The organism is Photobacterium sp. DA100 (assembly GCF_029223585.1).
Classification (GTDB): Bacteria; Pseudomonadota; Gammaproteobacteria; order Enterobacterales; family Vibrionaceae; genus Photobacterium.
The window spans coordinates 927,751-945,693 of sequence record NZ_CP119423.1 but is presented as its reverse complement, the minus strand read 5'-3'; the positions used below and the strand labels follow the sequence as shown (position 1 = coordinate 945,693).

Sequence of the window (17,943 nt, the reverse complement as noted above, 5' to 3'; positions counted from 1 at the left end):
TTGAGGCTGGCTCCTGAGAGCGAATCATGAAGCCAGCATATCGATAATTCTATTATTTACACCGCACGTTTTAACAACATCGACTTGATGTGTCCAATTGCTTTCGTCGGATTTAACCCTTTAGGACAAACATTTACACAGTTCATGATGCCATGGCAACGAAAAACGCTAAAAGCGTCGTCCAGATCAGATAAACGTTCATCAGTTGCCGTATCACGACTGTCAATTAGCCAACGATAGGCGGCCAGCAAGCCTGCTGGTCCGATGAATTTATCTGGGTTCCACCAGAATGACGGACACGACGTCGAGCAGCAGGCACACATAATGCACTCATACAAACCATCAAGGTGGGCACGCTCCTCCGGCATTTGCAGGTTCTCGCGCGCTGGCGGTTGGGCGCCATCATCAATCAAGAAAGGTTTCACTTTGGCATAGTTGGTGTAAAACTGCTCCATATCGATGATCAAGTCACGGATAACCGGCAGTCCCGGCAACGGGCGGATCACGATAGTGCTCTGGTCAGTCAATGCCGACAGCGGCGTGATACAGGCCAGGCCATTCTTGCCGTTCATATTGATACCGTCAGAGCCACAGACCCCTTCACGGCAAGAGCGGCGAAACGCCAGGGTGGGATCCTGCTCTTTGAGCAGGATCAGCGCATCGAGCACCATCATGTCAGAGCCTTCCGGCACCTCCAGGGTGTAGCCCTTCATGTGCGGCGCGTTGTCTACATCAGGGTTATAGCGGTAAATCGAGAAATTCAGTTTCATAGTTCTATCCTCCCCTTAGTACGTACGCGCTTTCGGCGGAAATGCTTCACGATGAATCGGCGTCATATTGACATCACGCTTGGACATCTGCTCTGTCTCTGGATTATAGATAGAGTGACATAGCCATTGTTCATCATCACGCTCAGGGAAGTCGAAACGGGCGTGGGCACCACGGCTTTCGGTACGGTAGTTCGCCGCCACCGCCGTTGCATAGGCCGTTTCCATCAAGTTCTCTAGCTCCAAACATTCAATACGCTGAGTATTGAACTCCGTTGATGTGTCATCAAGACGAGCATCTTTGAGGCGTTCGCGGATCACTTTCAGCTCTTCCAAACCGGTAGCCATTGCTTCACCTTCACGGAAGACCGAGAAGTTGTTCTGCATACAAGTCTGCAAATCTTTGCGGATCTGAACCGGGTCTTCACCCTTCTGGGTGCTATTCCAACGGTTCACTCGAGCCAAAGACGCTTCAATATCTGAATCTGTTGCCGGGCGCGCTTCTGCCTGCGCCAGTAAGGTTTCACCCAAGTGCAGGCCGGTCGCACGACCAAAGACCACGAGGTCAAGCAGTGAGTTACCGCCAAGACGGTTCGCCCCGTGGACCGAAACCGAAGCGATTTCACCACAGGCAAATAGGCCCTGCACCTCGACATCATCACCGGCCGCGTTCTGCTTGATTGCCTGACCCGATACCTGAGTCGGCACCCCGCCCATCATGTAGTGGCAGGTCGGGATAACTGGAATTGGCTCTTTAACCGGATCAACGTGGGCAAAGGTACGGGACAATTCACAGATACCCGGCAGACGTGACTCAAGCACATCTTTACCCAAGTGATCCATCTTCAGCTTGATATGTGGTCCCCATGGACCGTCACAGCCGCGGCCTTCACGGATCTCAACCATCATAGAACGGGCAACGACGTCACGGCCTGCCAAGTCTTTGGCATTGGGCGCATAGCGCTCCATGAAGCGCTCACCGTCTTTGTTAAGCAGGTAGCCACCTTCACCACGACAGCCTTCGGTTACCAGTACCCCGGCACCAGCAATACCTGTCGGGTGGAACTGCCACATTTCCATATCCTGCATCGGTACACCGGCACGCAGTGCCATGCCAACACCGTCCCCGGTATTGATGTGGGCATTAGTCGTAGAGGCGTAAATGCGACCGGCACCGCCGGTGGCAAGGATAGTCGCTTTCGCTTTGAAATAGCAGATTTCACCGGTTTCCATGCAAAGCGCAGTACAGCCCAGGATCGCACCGTCCTGGTTCTTCACCAAGTCCAGCGCATACCACTCGGAGAAAATGGTTGTTTTGTGCTTCACATTTTGCTGGTAAAGCGTATGCAGCAAGGCATGGCCAGTACGGTCTGCCGCTGCTGCGGTGCGCGCTGCCTGCTCGCCACCGAACTCTTTCGACTGGCCGCCGAACGGGCGCTGGTAGATAGTACCGTTATCGAAACGCGAAAACGGCAAGCCCATCTTTTCCAGTTCAATTACTGATTTCGGACCATTTTTACACATATACTCGATGGCATCTTGGTCACCGATGTAGTCAGACCCCTTAACGGTATCGTACATGTGCCACTGCCAGTTATCTGGGTGAGAGTTACCCAGTGCAACGGTGATCCCGCCCTGTGCCGATACCGTGTGGGAGCGGGTAGGGAAAACTTTGGAAAGCAGCGCACATTTCAAGCCCTGCTCAGAAATCTGTAGTGCCGCACGCATCCCTGCACCACCAGCACCAATTACTACCGCATCAAATTCACGAACTGCAATGCTCACTTACGCACCCCACACAATAAAGAAACCTGAGAACAGGTAAACAAAAAGAACAGCAACTACAACAAACTGGATACCGGCTCGCAGCGCGGCAGGCTTAATGTAGTCAGTCAGCACTTGCCACAAGCCGATCCAGGCATGGATGAGGATCGACAGCAACGCCAACATTGTGAAGACCTTGGTACTCAGCTTGCCAAAAAAGGCCGTCCAGGTTTCGAAGGTCAGTTCCGGGCCAAAGGCAAAGAAGCCCACCATATAAAGGGTGTACAGCGTAAGAATGATGGCGGTAGCACGGATCAGGATAAAGTCATGAATTCCATTACGGCCGATTGTTGAGACGTTGTTTACCATACCAGGCCTCCTGCTAACAGAGACAGCACACCGACAATGACAAAGCTCACTTTGGCACTTTTGATACCGGTCTCCATTTCTTCAAAATATCCCATGTCCATTAGCAAATGACGGATCCCCACCACGATGTGGTAGAACAGCGCCGTCAGGATGCCCCACAACACCAATTTCACGAAGAAGCTGTCTACGATACCAGCTGCGCTCGCAAAACCTTCGGGGGATGACAGAGAAAGGCCTAGCAGCCATAGCAGGATAGCCACGGCAACAAAGGTGATCACGCCGGAGACGCGATGCAAGATAGACGCTATCGCAGTAAGGGGAAAGCGAATCGTCTGTAGGTCGAGGTTGACAGGTCTTGGCTTATTTACTTTCACGGTGATTGCCCACTCAGCTCCATTGAAGCAATGTTATTGTTATCACTCCCTGCTTCTACTGACGCCGAACAAGTGCGTTAACATAACTGTAACTCGAGGTTGCAATTATGTTCTACATGCAAATGTAAAACAGTGCCTTCCCTAACTTACTCTAATTATTGATAACTTTGGCATTTGCGTCTGGCGGCGGCAGAACCAGAGACCTGCCGCGAGTATACGCCGCGCAACAATCAATTACAAACCCTGTTACATGACCTCTAACACGCTTTTAGAAATTTGCATCTTTTTGTCCAAACTTATTAACAAGCGCACACAAGCAAGCACAAAAATTGACATTTGGGCTGCTGATCGGTACAACAAATGTACATCCGCCTTGGATTAGGATTATAAAAAGCAAAGGAGATTGTTATGGCAGACAAGAAAGCTACTCTTCACATTGAAGGGAAAGCACCCGTCGAACTGCCGATTATCGGGGGCACTGAAGGGCCTGAAGTAATTGATGTACGTAAGCTTGGAGCTAACGGTTATTTTACATTCGACCCTGGTTTTCTAGCCACTGCATCATGTGAATCTCAAATTACTTACATTGATGGTGATAAAGGTATTCTGCTTCACCGCGGATACCCGATTGACCAATTGGCCAATAACGCCGACTATTTGGAAGTGTGTTACATCCTTCTTTACGGTGAGGTTCCGACCCGCGAGCAGTACGAAACATTCCGTACCACAGTAACTCGTCACACCATGGTGCATGAGCAGATCTCAAGCTTCTTCCACGGTTTCCGCCGTGATGCGCACCCAATGGCTGTTATGTGTGGCGTGGTGGGTGCACTTGCTGCGTTCTACCATGATTCACTGGATATCAATAACGATACCCACCGTGAAATCACTGCGTTCCGCCTACTGTCGAAAATGCCGACACTGGCAGCAATGTGTTACAAGTACTCAATCGGTCAACCATTTATCTTCCCACGTAACGACCTTGATTATGCCGAGAACTTCCTGCATATGATGTTTGCGACACCGTGTGAAGAGTATGAGGTAAGCCCAGTTGTGGCCCGTGCAATGGATAAGATCTTTACCCTGCACGCCGACCACGAGCAGAACGCTTCAACATCAACCGTCCGCCTAGCCGGTTCTTCGGGCGCAAACCCATTTGCCTGTATCGCGGCGGGTATCGCATCACTTTGGGGACCTGCCCACGGCGGTGCTAACGAAGCATGCTTGAAGATGCTGGAAGAGATCGGCAGTGTCGATAAAATCCCAGAATTCGTTGAGCGTGCGAAAGACAAGGATGACCCATTCCGCCTAATGGGATTTGGCCACCGCGTCTACAAGAACTACGATCCTCGTGCCACAGTTATGCGTGAAGCGTGCCATGATGTACTTCAGGAACTGAACATTCAGGACCCACTGCTTGATGTTGCAATGGAGCTAGAGCGTATTGCCCTATCCGATGAATACTTCATCGAGAAGAAACTGTACCCGAATGTCGATTTCTACTCAGGTATCATCCTGAAGGCCATCGGCATCCCGGTATCTATGTTTACGGTTATCTTCGCCATGTCACGTACTATCGGGTGGATTGCACACTGGAACGAGATGCACAACGATCCGGGTAACCGCATCGGACGTCCTCGCCAGTTGTACACCGGTTACAACCAGCGCGAGTTCAAACCGCTACACGAGCGCGAATAATCACAGTTCGTTAAATGAAAGGGCCTTCGGGCCCTTTTTTGTTATTCAAAAACGGTTCTGTGGTTCTGTGGTTCTGTGGTTCTGTGGTTCTGTGGTTCTGTGGTTCTGTGGTTCTGTGGTTCTGTGGTTCTGTAAGGATGCTCCCCCGAGCAAAACCTTACTGTCAATCTATTGATCTAATTGAAATATACTTACCAGAGCCTACTACTAAACAGCGGTATTTCCATCTTTCCATAGCTCCGCTCTTTCCCATAGAACCTTAGGGCCGCTCTTTAAACAACAAAAGGGCCCGAAGGCCCTTTTTATTTTCTATTTATCAGCTGTTTGTAATTAAACAAACTTGATCTTGGTTACTTCTTTCAAGCCAGATAGAACCAGCGTTGGCAGTGATGCGGCCAAGAACACCGTGATTAGGTGGCTACCAGACAGACCTTCTGTGCTGAAGATGAACTGGCCAACGCCTGTGTAAATCACACCCAGAGACAGCGTTGCAGACAGCGCTACCGCACCCAACAGTGATTTGTTGGTGAATGGGTTCTTGCGGAACAGCGTGCTGAACGTGCGTGAATCAAAGATGTGCCATAGCTGACAGAACACTAGCATCGCAAAAGCCATTGTCTGTGCGTAGTTAGCGCTCAGGCCAGCGTTCATCGCCCAGTTAAATGCCAGGAAGCTCATACCACCCTGCGCCAGACCACGGATAACGATACGGGTACCTAGGTGATCGCTGAAGAAGCTTTCGTTACGCTTACGCGGCTTACGCTCCATCAGGTCTTTCTCTTCAGGGTCAACACCCAGAGCCAGTGCTGGCAGGCCATCTGATACCAGGTTGATCCATAGAATCATCAATGGTGTCAGTGGCAGGGCAACTTCTGGACCCATGAATAGGAAAGCAAACAGGATTACCGATACTTCACCAACGTTCGCAGTCAGTGCCTGACGGATGAACTTACGCAGGTTATCGAAGATCTGACGCCCTTGGCGTACCGCTTTAACGATAGTGCTGAAGTTATCATCCAGCAGGATCAGGTCACCGGAATCTTTTGCAACTGACGTACCTGTGATACCCATCGCAACACCGATGTCAGCGCGGCGAAGTGCTGGCGCATCGTTTACCCCGTCACCAGTCATTGCAGCAACTTCGTTGTTGTATTGCTGAGCCTGTACGATACGTAGCTTATGCTCAGGCGTCACACGGGCAAATACGGCAACTTGCGGACAGATACGACGGAGTTCTTCATCGTCCATCTCATCTAACTGGCTACCTGTAACTACGAGATCTTCTTCGCTACGGATAATACCGATGTCACGGGCAATAGCAGCAGCCGTCAGCGCATGGTCACCGGTGATCATTACCGTGCGAACACCTGCGTCGTAACAGCTGTCTACCGCTGCGCGCACTTCCGGACGCGGTGGATCCATGATGCCGTATAGGCCAAGGATAGTCACATCCTGCTCAAGTTCGGTGTGGTCACGCTTGAGGTCGTCCTCAGACAGCTCACGGAAACCTACCGCTAAGGTACGTAGTGCCTGCTCGGCGAAATCCTGGATTGCCGCTTCGTAGCTAACAACCATCTCTTCTGCTGGGTTGGCCGCTACCGCAAGGTTACCTTCCATTGAGGTTGGCTGGTGAGCAACAACTTCACCGTTAACCATAAAGCCTGACGCATTGCGCAGAACCACATCTGGCGCCCCCTTGATAGCTAGGAAGTGCTTACCCTGTGGGTCTTTCACGATAACCGAGGCCATCTTGCGTCCAGAATCGAACGGGAACTTCTCAACGATTGAGTAGCCGCCGCTTGACAGCATTTCAGCCTGCTGTAGCCCCGCTTTCGCTGCAGCTACAATCAATGCGCCTTCGGTTGGGTTACCGCGTACTGTCGACTTGTCACCGTCTTGGATGTATTCAGAATCATTACACAGCGTCGCAACCACCAGGCCTTTCATCATCTCTGGGCTGTCTTTGGCGTCGGTGCTGTGTGATAGCGGCTTGAACTCGCCTTCAGGAGAGAACCCTTTACCGCTCACTTCCCAGTAACGGCCAGACGCATCGTAAGCTTTCATCACCTGCATCTGGTTCTGGGTTAGGGTACCTGTCTTATCTGAACAGATCACCGTTGTTGAACCGAGTGTTTCAATCGCAGCCAGCTGCTTGGCCAGTGCGTTGCTCTTAACCATGCGGGTTGAACCCATGGTCAGAACGATAGTCACAACCGTAGGCAGACCTTCAGGAATTGCCGCCACAGACAGTGAAATACCCGTATTCAGAATTTCAAGCCACGGCATACCGTGGTAAAGGCCGATAACACAAACGACCGCGACCACACCCAGCGCGACAACCATTAGCGATTTGGCGATCAGATCCATACGCTCTTGCATCGGGGTCTTGGTTTCTTCGGTGTTTGCCATCATGTCGGCAATGTGGCCCACTTCGGTCTGCATACCGGTACCGACAACGATACCCAGGCCTGTACCTGAAGTGACCATGGTGGTCATAAAGCCCATGTTCTTCTGATCGCCAAGACCGATGTGCCCATCTTCCAGGGCATCGGCTTTCTTGTTAACCGGCTCAGATTCACCGGTCAGAGCAGCCTCGTCGATAGACAGACGGTTCGCTTCAATGATACGCACATCGGCAGCAAGGATGTCACCGGTACTAATCTTGAGCACATCACCCGGTACAATCTCACGAGCTGGGATATCTACCCATTCACCATTACGACGAACCTGCGCCATCGGTGCAGCCATGTCGCGCAATGCTTCCATCCCTTTCTGGGCTTTGAATTCCTGCCAGAAAGCGATCACCACGTTGATGACAATGATGACACCGATTGCCACGGCATCAATCAAGTGACCAGTGAAGAAGGAAACAATCGCACCGATCCCTAGGATGAAGATCAATGGATTCTTGAATTGATGCGCCAGCAATTCCAGAACCGTTTTGCCGGCCTGTTCCTGCAGTTCATTCGAGCCAAATTGCTCCTGGCGCTTTTTCACTTCTTCAGAAGATAAACCATTCTCGGTTGACGTACCCAAATTGGACACAGTACTGGCAACCGTTTCGGTAAACCACTTTTTAGTCATGGGGGGAATCTCCAATTAAATACATTCAGTCGACATCAGTACAATTTCAAACTGATAAAAAGCATTCGCTGAATAGGTCAAAGTAATTTAAAACTCGTTATTAAAGGCATCATGCCAATTAATTTTTGTCACATCCCTGAATACTTTCTGAATAAAGTATTCGAGTTCATTACAACGAGTAAATTTAAATTAACCGAAAAAATGGTTGGTTGTAATTATATTTCGCAAGGCCATACCAAGGTTCAGGATGAATCTTTGACAATTATCAAAAACCAAACCGAATGCAGCTAACAAGCGGGCATAAAGTTGAAACAAAATATGAATTAGACCCAGATCTAACAGAAACAATACCTCCGAAATATCGAAATATGAAATTTTACAACACAAAATAAAAGGCTTAACGCGCTAGCATTAAGCCTTTTATTGCCTTTATTTTGGTTAAAAAACGCGTTAAACCGGGTTATCAACATCAATAAACACAACATCAAATTTATGTTTATCGGCCAAGTACTCGCCTAAAGATTTAATTCCGTAGCGCTCAGTGGCATGGTGGCCAGCACTAAAATAATGAATACCTAATTCTCGGGAAATATGAACTGTTCTTTCGGAAATTTCTCCGGAAATAAAAGCATCCAAACCTTTATTTGCTGCTAATTCTATAAAGTCCTGCCCCCCGCCAGTACACCACCCCAAGGTTTTAATTTCTTTTGGCGCATTATCGCCAATATGCAACGGTTCACGGTGCAAGGTAATTGACAGTCTTGCAGCCAGTTCTTCGCCACTCAAAGGCTGGGACAACTGCCCGTAGATAGCGACCGAGTTCGGGTTGCCCTCTTCCAAACCACCCAAGACCTCGATGTCGAGCATCTCAGCCAGCTTGGCGTTGTTGCCAAGGGTAGGATGGACGTCTAACGGTAGATGATAGGCATAGAGGTTGATACCATTCTCAATCAAGGCTTTGATACGACGATATTTCATACCGCGAATTTCGGCCGCTTCCCCTTTCCAAAAGAAGCCGTGGTGCACCAGCAGCGCATCGGCCTGCTCTTCGATCGCTCGGTCAATCAATGCCTGGCAGGCTGTTACCCCAGTGATGATCTTCTTGACCTCGGACTTACCCTCCACCTGCAAACCGTTCGGGCAGTAGTCTTTGATTAGATGCGGGCTAAGCAGCTCGTTGAGCACTGATTCTAATTGGATATTGTTCATCATCGTCTATTTCCTTCTCCTCAATAGCGACATTTTATACCCAATCCATCGCGACTGTTGATCTTTTCCTAGCCGCAACGAGCGATTATGCCGACAAAAAAGCTGCCTCGAGGCAGCTTTATCAAGTAAGGTCATTAAGGTAATGGAAGAGGCGCCTAATAGAGGTGCTGGGCAGCTAGCTCCGCCTGAGTCAGCCAAACGGGTTTAGTACTGGTTTTCAGCCATACCCGATGCAGGTAGCTATATAGCTTTGAGCGTGTTTCCATTGGAGTGAACATCATGACGGGAAAGGTCACTACACTGACAGTGACAACAAACGCACGGCGAACAAAAATACGCAACGGTGAATAGCGAGTATACATAACGCCTCCTTGGCCAGGCAGAACGACATACTGGTCAGATACCAAGCTGATTAAGGTGCTTTACCTATCAGCCGGATCTTTAATGTAAAAAATAGGTTTAGGCATCACTACCTAATATCCAGGGTTTATTAGTCGATATCATTATAAAAAGAAGGGTTTTATAGCGAAATGTCTATTCTTTACAATAAAACAACAGCAACAGAACATACCGACAACAGCTTCAAGGCCATTCTCACCCTTCCCCCACTCTTGGCAGGCCATCGATTCATTGCAGGCCAGGACTGGCTGGATGAATTTGCCAGTAACGCTATTATCCCCAAAGGTATCGAGTACCAAGGTGGACGCCGCTTGGGTTTTTTCTACCAGTGGCTGTGGCAACAGCTGATCCTGCATCACCCATGCTATGACTTACTCGCCGAGGAAATCCAATTGAGTGTCGACAAACGCACACTCGGCGCGGTCGATTTTCTGGTAAAAGACAGCCGAACCGGAAAGGTAGAGCACTGGGAAGTGGCCATCAAATTTTACCTCGCATTCGAGGAAAGATGGCCCGGCCCCAATGCCCGGGATGATTTGGATAAAAAAGCTGGCAAGATGCTTACCCACCAGTTGAGGCTGTCGGAGCACCCTGCTTTCATCGCCCGGTACCATACCCAATTTGGCGACATCGAGACGCGCCGCCTGATCATGCAGGGCCGCTTGTTTTACCCGGCCTTTGCCGACTACAGCGGGTCAGGAATCAAGCTTGCCCCTGAAGCGGCGCAAGGCCTATGGTGCTATTCGGGTCAGGCTGCAGATCTTAATTTGCGACCTATCGCCAAGCCCGAGTGGATCGCCCCCCCGCGCTACAGCCTGATAGCCGAGGAGCCCGCTCTTACGGCGGTCAGTAACCCTACCATGGCCATCGCCCCCGATGACAAAGTATGGTTTGTAATGCCCGAGCACTGGCCGTATTCTTCCATGAAAACGACATAAAAAAACGCCCGCTGTAATAAGCGGGCGTTTTCGCAATCAATTTCGCAAGATTATAAACCTGCGTCGGCAAATACCTTGCTCACGATTTCCTGCGCTTCTTTCTCAATCAAGGCCAAATGCTCTTTACCCTTGAAGCTCTCGCAGTAGATCTTGTAGATATCTTCCGTACCTGACGGGCGTGCGGCAAACCAACCATTTTCAGTCGTTACTTTCAGGCCGCCGATCGCCGCACCGTTGCCCGGAGCATGGGTCAGGCGCGCAGTGATGGCATCACCGGCCAGCGTTTCTGCTGCAACCATCTCAGGAGATAGCTTGCTCAGTACCGCTTTCTGCTCACCGTTCGCGACAGCCTGCAGACGGTTGTACTCAGAAGCACCGTGCTTAGCCGCCAACTCTTCGTAGTACTGCTGTGGGTTCTTACCGGTTACTGCAGTGATCTCTGCCGCCACGAGGCAAAGCAGGATCCCGTCTTTGTCAGTGGACCAAGGCGTACCGTCCATGCGTAGGAAAGAGGCCCCCGCACTTTCTTCGCCGCCAAAGCCAAGCTTACCGCTGTAGAGGCCGTCAACAAACCACTTGAAGCCGACAGGCACTTCGCAAAGCTCACGACCTAGGTCTGCAACAACACGGTCGATCAGCGCACTTGATACCAGAGTCTTACCTACCGCAACTTCCTGTGCCCAATCTGGACGGTGGCGGTATAGATAATCGATACATACGGCCAGGAAGTGGTTCGGGTTCATCAGACCCGCAGGCGTTACGATACCGTGACGGTCGTAGTCTGGGTCGTTACCAAATGCCAGGTCGTACTTGTCTTTGTGCGCCAGCAGGCCCGCCATAGCATAAGGCGACGAGCAGTCCATGCGAACCACGCCGTCTTTGTCCAGCGACATGAAACGGAAAGACGGGTCGATAGACTCATCCACCAGCGTAAGATCCAGACCGTAATGGGCGGCGATCTGACGCCAGTACTCGATACCAGAACCACCCAGCGGATCAACACCGATTTTGAGGTTGGCTTTCTGGATCGCAGCCATATCAATGACATTGACCAGATCATCAACATAAGGCGCTACCAAGTCACGCTCTTCAACCAGTTCGCTGGCCAAGGCTTCTTGGATAGAAACGCGTTTGACACCTGCCATACCCGCCGCAATGATTTCATTGGCACGGGTTTCGATGGCCGTGGTCAGTGCACCTTCCGCCGGGCCACCGTGGACCGGGTTGTACTTGATCCCACCGTCTTGCGGTGGGTTGTGCGACGGCGTAATAACAATGCCGTCCGCCTTGGCATCGTGTGCTTTGTTGTGGCACAAAATCGCATGCGATACACCCGGTGTTGGGGTATAGCCACGATCCTGCTGGATCACGACCTGAACACCGTTCGCCACCAACACTTCAAGCGTCGAAGTGAACGCTGGCTCCGACAAGGCATGGGTATCTTTGCCCAGGAAAAGTGGGCCCGTTACGCCATTGGCAGCTCGAACTTCAGCCACAGCCTGGGCAATCGCCCAGATATGGTGCTGGTTAAACGTTCCTTTGTCGGCAGTACCGCGGTGACCAGAAGTGCCGAAAGCGACCTTCTGCTGCGAGTTTTGAGCACTTGGCTCAATCAGGAAATAATTTGCCACCAACGCGGGAATATTGTGCATATCTTCTTGCTGGGCACGCTGCCCCGCTCGAGGATGAATAGCCATTAACGTATCCTTGTAAAAACTAATTTGGCATATTGCCGGTTAAATTTCACCGCAAACTTTTTCAATGATATCGCCACCGAAGCTCATCTTGACCATCAGTTGCTCAACCATCTGACGTTTACGATCAGTATTCGTATTCGTGATCACCCAGAAAGGCGTATTCGGAATCTGCTTAGGCTTGGTCGTTTTACCACTAGCCAGCAGTTTCTCTTCTGTATCGGCGAAGTAAATGCGGGTACGTCCCTTAATAGCAGCCGCTTCAGAGAAACCTTGAGGATCAATACGATAAAGCGAGGTTAATACCAGCATAAATCGGCCAATCGCTTTTTCCTGGGCAGCGAACTCGTCAGAAATCAACAATGAGCGCATTTCTTTTACGCGATCGGTATTTGGGACCACGTTGCCCGCATCTTTGCTCACCACTACGCCTTTCGGACGTACCGGCATAACCACCTCATGCTGCAAGGTAGCTACAGATTGATCAGGCATCATCAGCAAGCGGCGCAGGATGTCCGAAGCACTTTCACCAATGTGCTGGGTCTGGCTCGCGATATAACGATATAGCTCTTCGTCTACCTCAATAGTCTTCATCGTAGTGTTCATTATCGTTCCGTTTAAAAATCACCGAGAGATTATAACGTGATCCGAGGTTATACTCTACGGTAAAGCGTTAACTACAAGAGAAAATAGTCAGTGAATCTTCATTACCAAGTCGATGGCCAAGGCGATGCGATCGTCTTGATCCACGGCCTGTTCGGCAGTGCCGACAACCTTGGCCTAATGGCCAGATCATTGAAAGATAAATATAAAGTGATCAGCGTTGATCTTCGCAACCATGGCCGCTCCCCGCACAGTGATCACTTTACCTATCGCGAAATGGCTCAAGATGTCCTTGCGGTTGTCGACCAGCTCGACATCGAACGCTTCTCGCTGATTGGTCATTCTATGGGCGGCAAGGTGGCAATGGCAGCAACCGAGCTCGCGGCTGCCCGTATCAACCACCTACTGGTATTGGATATGGCCCCGGTCCATTACCATGTCCACCGCCACCAGAATGTCTTCAGCGGCCTGCGCGAAGTCTCCCGCCATACTGTCAGCAAGCGCAGCGAAGCCGAGCCTCTGCTGGCGCAGCATGTCACCGAGCCTGGAGTACGCCAGTTCCTGCTGAAATCTTTCGCCAAGCAAGACAGCGGCCGATTCGACTGGCGCTTCAACGTCGAGGGCCTGATTGCCAACTACGATACCATCATGGGCTGGCAGAATATCCCCCCATTTACAGGCAAGACCTTATTCATCAAAGGCCAAAATTCGGAATATATCCTGCCCGAGCACCGCAGCGCGATCGGGCAGCAATTTCCCAATGCCAAGGCCCATTTGGTCGCCAATACAGGGCATTGGTTGCATGCCGAAAAGCCAGAAACGGTCAATCGCATCATTTTGAACTTCCTGCAAGCTGCTTAGCATTAACAGGCAGGCCTTGTCTATGATATAGTGCGCGCCTGGCTCAATAATGACGATAATGTGGAAAGGAGACACTAATGTTGTACGAGCACATGGATTTGCTTGAATCTATTGGGCTGGATTTGCTCTTTGCCGCGATATTTTTCTTTATCGGCATGGCCATTAAAGATGTGCTAAAACAAGGCGATGTTCCACCTTTTGGCCGAAAAATCGTCTGGCTGGTACTTTTCCTTGGATGTGCCGGATTTATCACCAAAGGCCTGATCCAAATCAGCTGGGAAGGCGCAGGCATCGGCTAAAACTGAACGATTACTGTTAGTGATTGCCAAAAGCAGCCGTGGGCTGACTTTACCTTCCGCGATCACCGACCGTCAGGGTATACTCCTGACAAGGCTATTTCTATCGTTGGCAAGTAGGCTAACGGTCAACATTAATAACGGGTAATTTCTACTATGGCAAGTGTAGGACTCTTCTTTGGTAGCGACACTGGTAACACAGAAGCGGTCGCTAAAATGATCCAGAAACAACTGGGCAAAAAGCTAGTTGAAGTCAAAGATATCGCGAAATGCAGCAAAGAAGATATCGATAACTTTGACCTACTGTTGCTAGGTATCCCAACTTGGTACTACGGTGAAGCACAGTGCGACTGGGATGACTTCTTCCCTGAGCTGGAGCAAATCGACTTCTCAACCAAACTGGTTGCTATCTTTGGTTGTGGTGATCAGGAAGACTACGCTGAGTATTTCTGCGACGCGATGGGCACGGTACGTGAAATCGTCGAAGGCCGTGGCGCGACAATCGTTGGCCACTTCTCTACCGAAGGTTTTGAGTTCGAAGCGTCAAAAGCCCTAGTCGATGACAATCACTTTGTTGGCCTGTGCGTCGACGAAGACCGCCAGCCTGAACTGACTGAAGAGCGAGTTCAGAAGTGGGTAAACCAGGTTTATGATGAAATGTGCCTAGCCGAGCTAGATGACTGATCATCCCAAGCGTTAGAAACCGATATGCCGGGCTTTATGCCCGGCATTTTTTATCTAGGTTATCGCCCGCGGCTCCTCGAGCGGATCTTTTTCGCCATCTTCACAAATCGCGCGATACTGTGGCTTTTTACGGACATACAACACCCGCCTCACCTGTGACACCACTTCTCCTTGGGTGTTTTTCACCTGTACCACAAATTCAGGAAAGTATTTGTCCCCACTGGCTGTCGCAGCCCGGATCTGTCCAAGCTGATCTTCGCTGATCAAAAAGTCGGCAAACAGGTCGGTATTGCCGGGTTTGAGATAATGAATTTCGGCCTGTTTATCCCAAACATAATATTCTTTACCGAGGATCCCTATCAGCATCAGGGCATACACCGGATCCGTCAGCGAAAAAATGCTACCTCCGTATTGAGTACGATTAGCATTTTTATTCCACCATTTTAACTTTAACTGGATCCTGACTTGGCGAAAATCCTCAGAAATACGGACAATACGTATCCCCGCCCCCCAAAAAGGAGGCCACAGATTAAGGGCAAACTTGACGATTGGCGGCCGGAAGAATCGATACACGGCAATATTCCCTTGTGGCTGGTACGATGAGCCAATCCTAACTCGCCACCGTACATCTTGACAACATCTGCGCAACAAAAAGAAAAGTTAGATATCAGCAAGATTGACCCGTTTTGAGGTTTATTGTTACCTTGTGGTCACTTATAATGAGGGAAGAAGAGAAAGACTACCGTATCATGAGGGTGCGGGTAGCCAATAGGAAACTCCAATGTCAGATAACAATCACGCACTAAAACAAGCTGGCCTGAAAGTAACCCTTCCACGCCTTAAAATTCTGGAAGTGCTACAACAGCCGGATTGCCAGCATATCAGTGCTGAAGACTTGTACAAGAAGCTAATCGATATCGGTGAAGAAATTGGCTTGGCGACGGTATACCGCGTTTTGAACCAATTCGACGATGCCGGCATTGTAACGCGTCACCATTTTGAAGGTGGTAAGTCTGTGTTCGAACTCGCAACACAACATCACCATGACCACCTGGTTTGCCTCGACTGTGGCAAAGTTATTGAATTCTCTGACGAAATTATCGAAGAACGTCAAAAAGAAATCGCTTCTAGCTTCAACGTTCGCCTGACCAACCACAGCCTGTACCTATATGGTCACTGTATGGAAGGCAATTGCCAAGAAGACGATACCTTGCACGACAAGAAATAATTAGGCCCAAGTAAAAAACAATAAGGCCAGGAGCTCAACACTTGGCCACTCAATCAGCCGAACCGTTCTTGTTGGATAACATAAAAAAACCAGCCCTTGGGCTGGTTTTTTCATATCGGGCTAATACCGGCTTAGTCGCCAATTTTTGCCCAAGTATCACGCAGGCCTACAGTACGGTTAAAGACCAGCTTCTCTTTCGAAGAATCTTTGCTGTCTGCACAGAAGTAACCCATACGTTCAAACTGGAATGCCTTCTCTGCTTCGGCATCAACCAATGAAGGCTCAACCACACCTTTCATCACGGTCAGTGATTCTGGGTTAATCACAGAGACGAAGTCATCGGCGGCACCAGGGTTTGGTACAGTAAATAGACGGTCGTACAAACGGATTTCAGCCGGGATACCCTGCTCGGCAGATACCCAGTGGATCACGCCTTTGACCTTACGGCCATCGGCAGGGTTCTTGCCTAGGGTTTCGTTATCGTAAGTACAGAAGATAGTCGTGATGTTACCGTCTTCGTCTTTCTCGATACGCTCAGCTTTGATCACGTATGCGCCACGCAAACGGACTTCTTTACCCAGCACCAAGCGCTTGTACTTCTTGTTCGCTTCTTCGCGGAAGTCTTCGCGTTCGATATACAGTTCACGGGTGAACGGTACTTGGCGGCTGCCCATCTCAGGCTTGTTCGGGTGGTTGGCCACATCCAGCATTTCGGCATCGCCATCGAAGTTTTCGATCACAACCTTCACCGGATCCAGCACGGCCATCGCACGTGGTGCGTTCTCGTTCAGATCATCACGGATGCACGATTCCAACGAGCTCATCTCGATAGTGTTATCTTGCTTGGTCACACCGATACGCTTACAGAACTCACGAATTGATGCTGGCGTGAAACCACGGCGACGCAAGCCAGAGATAGTCGGCATACGTGGGTCATCCCAACCGTTAACCAGGTTCTCTGTCACCAACTGGTTAAGCTTACGCTTGGACATCACCGTGTATTCCAGGTTCAGGCGGCTGAACTCGTACTGGCGCGGCTGGCAATCAATGGTGATGTTCTCCAGTACCCAATCGTACAGGCGACGGTTGTCCATGAATTCCAATGTACAGATAGAGTGCGTAATGCCCTCCAGCGCATCAGAAATACAGTGGGTGAAGTCGTACATCGGGTAGATGCACCACTTGTCACCAGTCTGGTGGTGAGTCGCAAAACGGACACGGTAGATTACCGGATCACGCATCACCATAAATGGTGAAGACATATCGATTTTGGCACGAAGGCACATCTTGCCTTCTTCCACCTCGCCGTTCTTCATTTTTTCGAACAGCTCAAGGTTTTCTTCTACGCTGCGATCACGGTATGGGCTGTGCTTACCGGCTTCGGTAAGGGTGCCACGGTATTCGCGCATCTGCTCTGGACTTAGCTCATCAACGTACGCTAAGCCTTTATTAATCAATTCAATAGCAAACCCGTATAGCTTATCGAAGTAGTTCGACGAGTAACAAATCTCACCGCTCCACTCAAAGCCCAACCAGTTAACATCGTTCTTAATAGACTCAACGTATTCGATGTCTTCTTTCTCAGGGTTAGTATCATCGAAGCGAAGATTACATTGACCCTGATAGTCCTGAGCAATACCGAAGTTCAAACAAATAGATTTCGCATGGCCGATATGCAGGTAGCCATTTGGCTCCGGCGGGAATCGGGTATGTACGCTTGTATGTTTGCCACTTGCTAAATCCGCATCAATGATCTGGCGGATAAAGTTAGTTGGACGAGCTTCAGATTCACTCATCAATTACACCTCGTGTGCTTACAGGATTTTTAAGTCCCCTATGATCCATAAATATAGGGGCCGACTCAACAAATAGTGTACATTGTTTGTCGATATGAATAAAAAAACCCCGCAATCGTGCGGGGTAACAAATAGAATCGGCCGAAACTGGCGGGGTTTACCCCGCCAATCATGATTTT

Annotated in this window: 17 protein-coding genes; 6 read left to right on the top strand and 11 right to left on the bottom strand. The window is 49.9% G+C overall.

From position 1 onward, the window contains the following. Positions 1-56: 56 nt before the first annotated feature. Genes PTW35_RS04820 through sdhC form a run of 4 tightly spaced genes read right to left on the bottom strand, consistent with a single transcriptional unit; the run spans position 57 to position 3,274 of the window. Entirely contained in the window at positions 57-770 is a 714-nt protein-coding gene (locus PTW35_RS04820; RefSeq protein WP_281026738.1) for a succinate dehydrogenase iron-sulfur subunit, read from the bottom strand. 15 nt (positions 771-785) lie between these two features. Further along, entirely contained in the window at positions 786-2,552 is a 1,767-nt protein-coding gene (sdhA, locus tag PTW35_RS04815) for a succinate dehydrogenase flavoprotein subunit (RefSeq protein WP_281026737.1), read from the bottom strand. Then, a complete protein-coding gene (gene sdhD, locus PTW35_RS04810) occupies positions 2,553-2,900 on the bottom strand; it encodes a succinate dehydrogenase, hydrophobic membrane anchor protein (RefSeq protein WP_281026736.1) in 348 nt (115 codons plus the stop codon). Then, on the bottom strand, positions 2,894-3,274 hold the full coding sequence (sdhC, locus tag PTW35_RS04805; protein ID WP_281026735.1) for a succinate dehydrogenase cytochrome b556 subunit: 381 nt from the start codon (positions 3,272-3,274) through the stop codon (positions 2,894-2,896). Before sdhC ends, sdhD begins: the two co-directional genes overlap by 7 nt. A gap of 408 nt (positions 3,275-3,682) precedes the next feature. On the opposite strand from sdhC, the gene PTW35_RS04800 reads away from it, so the two are divergent. Beyond that, positions 3,683-4,972 (top strand): citrate synthase, encoded by a 1,290-nt coding sequence (locus tag PTW35_RS04800; RefSeq protein ID WP_281026734.1) that lies wholly within the window; start codon positions 3,683-3,685, stop codon positions 4,970-4,972. 330 nt (positions 4,973-5,302) lie between these two features. On the opposite strand, the gene PTW35_RS04795 is transcribed toward PTW35_RS04800, so the two are convergent. From PTW35_RS04795 to PTW35_RS04785, 3 genes are all read right to left on the bottom strand, one after another. After that, positions 5,303-8,056: a cation-transporting P-type ATPase gene (locus PTW35_RS04795; RefSeq protein WP_281026733.1), complete on the bottom strand. Its 2,754-nt coding sequence runs from the start codon at positions 8,054-8,056 to the stop codon at positions 5,303-5,305. A 450-nt stretch (positions 8,057-8,506) separates the two neighbouring features. Continuing rightward, positions 8,507-9,265: a Nif3-like dinuclear metal center hexameric protein gene (locus tag PTW35_RS04790; protein ID WP_281027433.1), complete on the bottom strand. Its 759-nt coding sequence runs from the start codon at positions 9,263-9,265 to the stop codon at positions 8,507-8,509. Between the two features lie 155 nt (positions 9,266-9,420). Further along, on the bottom strand, positions 9,421-9,627 hold the full coding sequence (locus tag PTW35_RS04785; RefSeq protein ID WP_281026732.1) for a DUF2517 family protein: 207 nt from the start codon (positions 9,625-9,627) through the stop codon (positions 9,421-9,423). 168 nt (positions 9,628-9,795) lie between these two features. On the opposite strand from PTW35_RS04785, the gene PTW35_RS04780 reads away from it, so the two are divergent. Beyond that, positions 9,796-10,602 carry a DUF1853 family protein gene (locus tag PTW35_RS04780; protein ID WP_281026731.1) on the top strand — a complete coding sequence of 269 codons (807 nt, stop codon included), beginning with the start codon at positions 9,796-9,798 and terminating at the stop codon, positions 10,600-10,602. 50 nt (positions 10,603-10,652) lie between these two features. Here PTW35_RS04780 and pgm read toward each other — a convergent pair whose 3' ends face one another. Both pgm and seqA read right to left on the bottom strand, forming a co-directional pair. Further along, entirely contained in the window at positions 10,653-12,299 is a 1,647-nt protein-coding gene (gene pgm, locus PTW35_RS04775) for a phosphoglucomutase (alpha-D-glucose-1,6-bisphosphate-dependent) (RefSeq protein ID WP_281026730.1), read from the bottom strand. A gap of 39 nt (positions 12,300-12,338) precedes the next feature. Further along, complete coding sequence (gene seqA, locus PTW35_RS04770; protein WP_281027432.1) at positions 12,339-12,890, bottom strand: replication initiation negative regulator SeqA; 552 nt, start codon at positions 12,888-12,890, stop codon at positions 12,339-12,341. Between the two features lie 102 nt (positions 12,891-12,992). On the opposite strand from seqA, the gene PTW35_RS04765 reads away from it, so the two are divergent. The 3 genes from PTW35_RS04765 to fldA all read left to right on the top strand — a co-directional run bounded on the left by PTW35_RS04765 (position 12,993) and on the right by fldA (position 14,740). Beyond that, positions 12,993-13,760: an alpha/beta fold hydrolase gene (locus PTW35_RS04765; protein WP_281026729.1), complete on the top strand. Its 768-nt coding sequence runs from the start codon at positions 12,993-12,995 to the stop codon at positions 13,758-13,760. Between the two features lie 77 nt (positions 13,761-13,837). Then, entirely contained in the window at positions 13,838-14,059 is a 222-nt protein-coding gene (locus tag PTW35_RS04760) for a DUF2788 domain-containing protein (protein WP_039462901.1), read from the top strand. Between the two features lie 153 nt (positions 14,060-14,212). Beyond that, positions 14,213-14,740, top strand: coding sequence for a flavodoxin FldA (fldA, locus tag PTW35_RS04755; RefSeq protein WP_039462903.1), 528 nt, complete (start codon positions 14,213-14,215; stop codon positions 14,738-14,740). 54 nt (positions 14,741-14,794) lie between these two features. Here the strand turns inward: fldA and PTW35_RS04750 are convergent, their stop codons facing one another. Further along, positions 14,795-15,313, bottom strand: a complete 519-nt coding sequence (locus PTW35_RS04750) for a DUF4442 domain-containing protein (protein ID WP_281026728.1) — start codon at positions 15,311-15,313, stop codon at positions 14,795-14,797. A 208-nt stretch (positions 15,314-15,521) separates the two neighbouring features. Between PTW35_RS04750 and fur the strand changes: the two genes are divergently transcribed. Further along, entirely contained in the window at positions 15,522-15,968 is a 447-nt protein-coding gene (gene fur / locus PTW35_RS04745; RefSeq protein ID WP_039462908.1) for a ferric iron uptake transcriptional regulator, read from the top strand. 131 nt (positions 15,969-16,099) lie between these two features. On the opposite strand, the gene glnS is transcribed toward fur, so the two are convergent. Beyond that, a complete protein-coding gene (gene glnS, locus PTW35_RS04740) occupies positions 16,100-17,764 on the bottom strand; it encodes a glutamine--tRNA ligase (RefSeq protein WP_281026727.1) in 1,665 nt (554 codons plus the stop codon). Between the last annotated feature and the right edge of the window lie 179 nt (positions 17,765-17,943).

Excerpts from the sequence above, each read along its gene's own strand:
- PTW35_RS04820 (WP_281026738.1), bottom strand. The coding sequence starts at position 770 with ATGAAACTGAATTTCTCGATTTACCGCTATAACCCTGATGTAGACAAC.
- sdhD (WP_281026736.1), bottom strand. The coding sequence starts at position 2,900 with ATGGTAAACAACGTCTCAACAATCGGCCGTAATGGAATTCATGACTTT.
- PTW35_RS04800 (WP_281026734.1), top strand. The coding sequence starts at position 3,683 with ATGGCAGACAAGAAAGCTACTCTTCACATTGAAGGGAAAGCACCCGTC.
- PTW35_RS04795 (WP_281026733.1), bottom strand. The coding sequence starts at position 8,056 with ATGACTAAAAAGTGGTTTACCGAAACGGTTGCCAGTACTGTGTCCAAT.
- PTW35_RS04790 (WP_281027433.1), bottom strand. The coding sequence starts at position 9,265 with ATGAACAATATCCAATTAGAATCAGTGCTCAACGAGCTGCTTAGCCCG.
- PTW35_RS04785 (WP_281026732.1), bottom strand. The coding sequence starts at position 9,627 with ATGTATACTCGCTATTCACCGTTGCGTATTTTTGTTCGCCGTGCGTTT.
- PTW35_RS04780 (WP_281026731.1), top strand. The coding sequence starts at position 9,796 with ATGTCTATTCTTTACAATAAAACAACAGCAACAGAACATACCGACAAC.
- pgm (WP_281026730.1), bottom strand. The coding sequence starts at position 12,299 with ATGGCTATTCATCCTCGAGCGGGGCAGCGTGCCCAGCAAGAAGATATG.
- seqA (WP_281027432.1), bottom strand. The coding sequence starts at position 12,890 with ATGAAGACTATTGAGGTAGACGAAGAGCTATATCGTTATATCGCGAGC.
- PTW35_RS04760 (WP_039462901.1), top strand. The coding sequence starts at position 13,838 with ATGTTGTACGAGCACATGGATTTGCTTGAATCTATTGGGCTGGATTTG.
- fldA (WP_039462903.1), top strand. The coding sequence starts at position 14,213 with ATGGCAAGTGTAGGACTCTTCTTTGGTAGCGACACTGGTAACACAGAA.
- fur (WP_039462908.1), top strand. The coding sequence starts at position 15,522 with ATGTCAGATAACAATCACGCACTAAAACAAGCTGGCCTGAAAGTAACC.
- glnS (WP_281026727.1), bottom strand. The coding sequence starts at position 17,764 with ATGAGTGAATCTGAAGCTCGTCCAACTAACTTTATCCGCCAGATCATT.